We start from the raw sequence: 399 nt of genomic DNA, 5'->3' as shown, positions 1-399 counted from the left end.
GAAAAGCAGTTTGAATAGTTATATTATATTTTGGTTTAGAACTATGAGTGGCTAGCATTTTGCCACTCATTTTTTGCGTTAGCAAAAACAGGTTTAAGCCTCGCAGAGCACACGTATTAACGACTTATTAAAAATAAGTCTAGTGTGTTAGACTTAAACTATTAAATACACATGAAACCTTTGTGCTTAGGAGTGATTTTTATATGTCTTATTCCATTGTTAGAGTTTCAAAAGTTAAATCTGGAACAAATACAACGGGCATACAAAAACATGTTCAAAGAGAAAATAATAATTATGAAAATGAAGATATAGACCATAGTAAAACTTACTTAAATTATGATTTGGTAAATGCTAATAAACAGAATTTTAATAACTTGATTGATGAAAAAATCGAACAGA

The 399-nt window shown here is 28.6% G+C and carries 1 protein-coding gene; it reads left to right on the top strand.

Features of this window, described 5'->3' with window-relative positions; genetic code table 11:
- Positions 1 to 203: 203 nt before the first annotated feature.
- On the top strand, positions 204 to 399 hold a 196-nt coding region (locus tag HMPREF2930_RS00460; protein ID WP_070597181.1), incomplete at its 3' end, for a plasmid recombination protein.

It is taken from the genome of Staphylococcus sp. HMSC068C09 (assembly GCF_001813735.1).
In the GTDB taxonomy this organism is placed as follows: Bacteria; Bacillota; Bacilli; order Staphylococcales; family Staphylococcaceae; genus Staphylococcus; species Staphylococcus hominis.
This window is presented reverse-complemented; position numbering and strand designations above follow the sequence as displayed.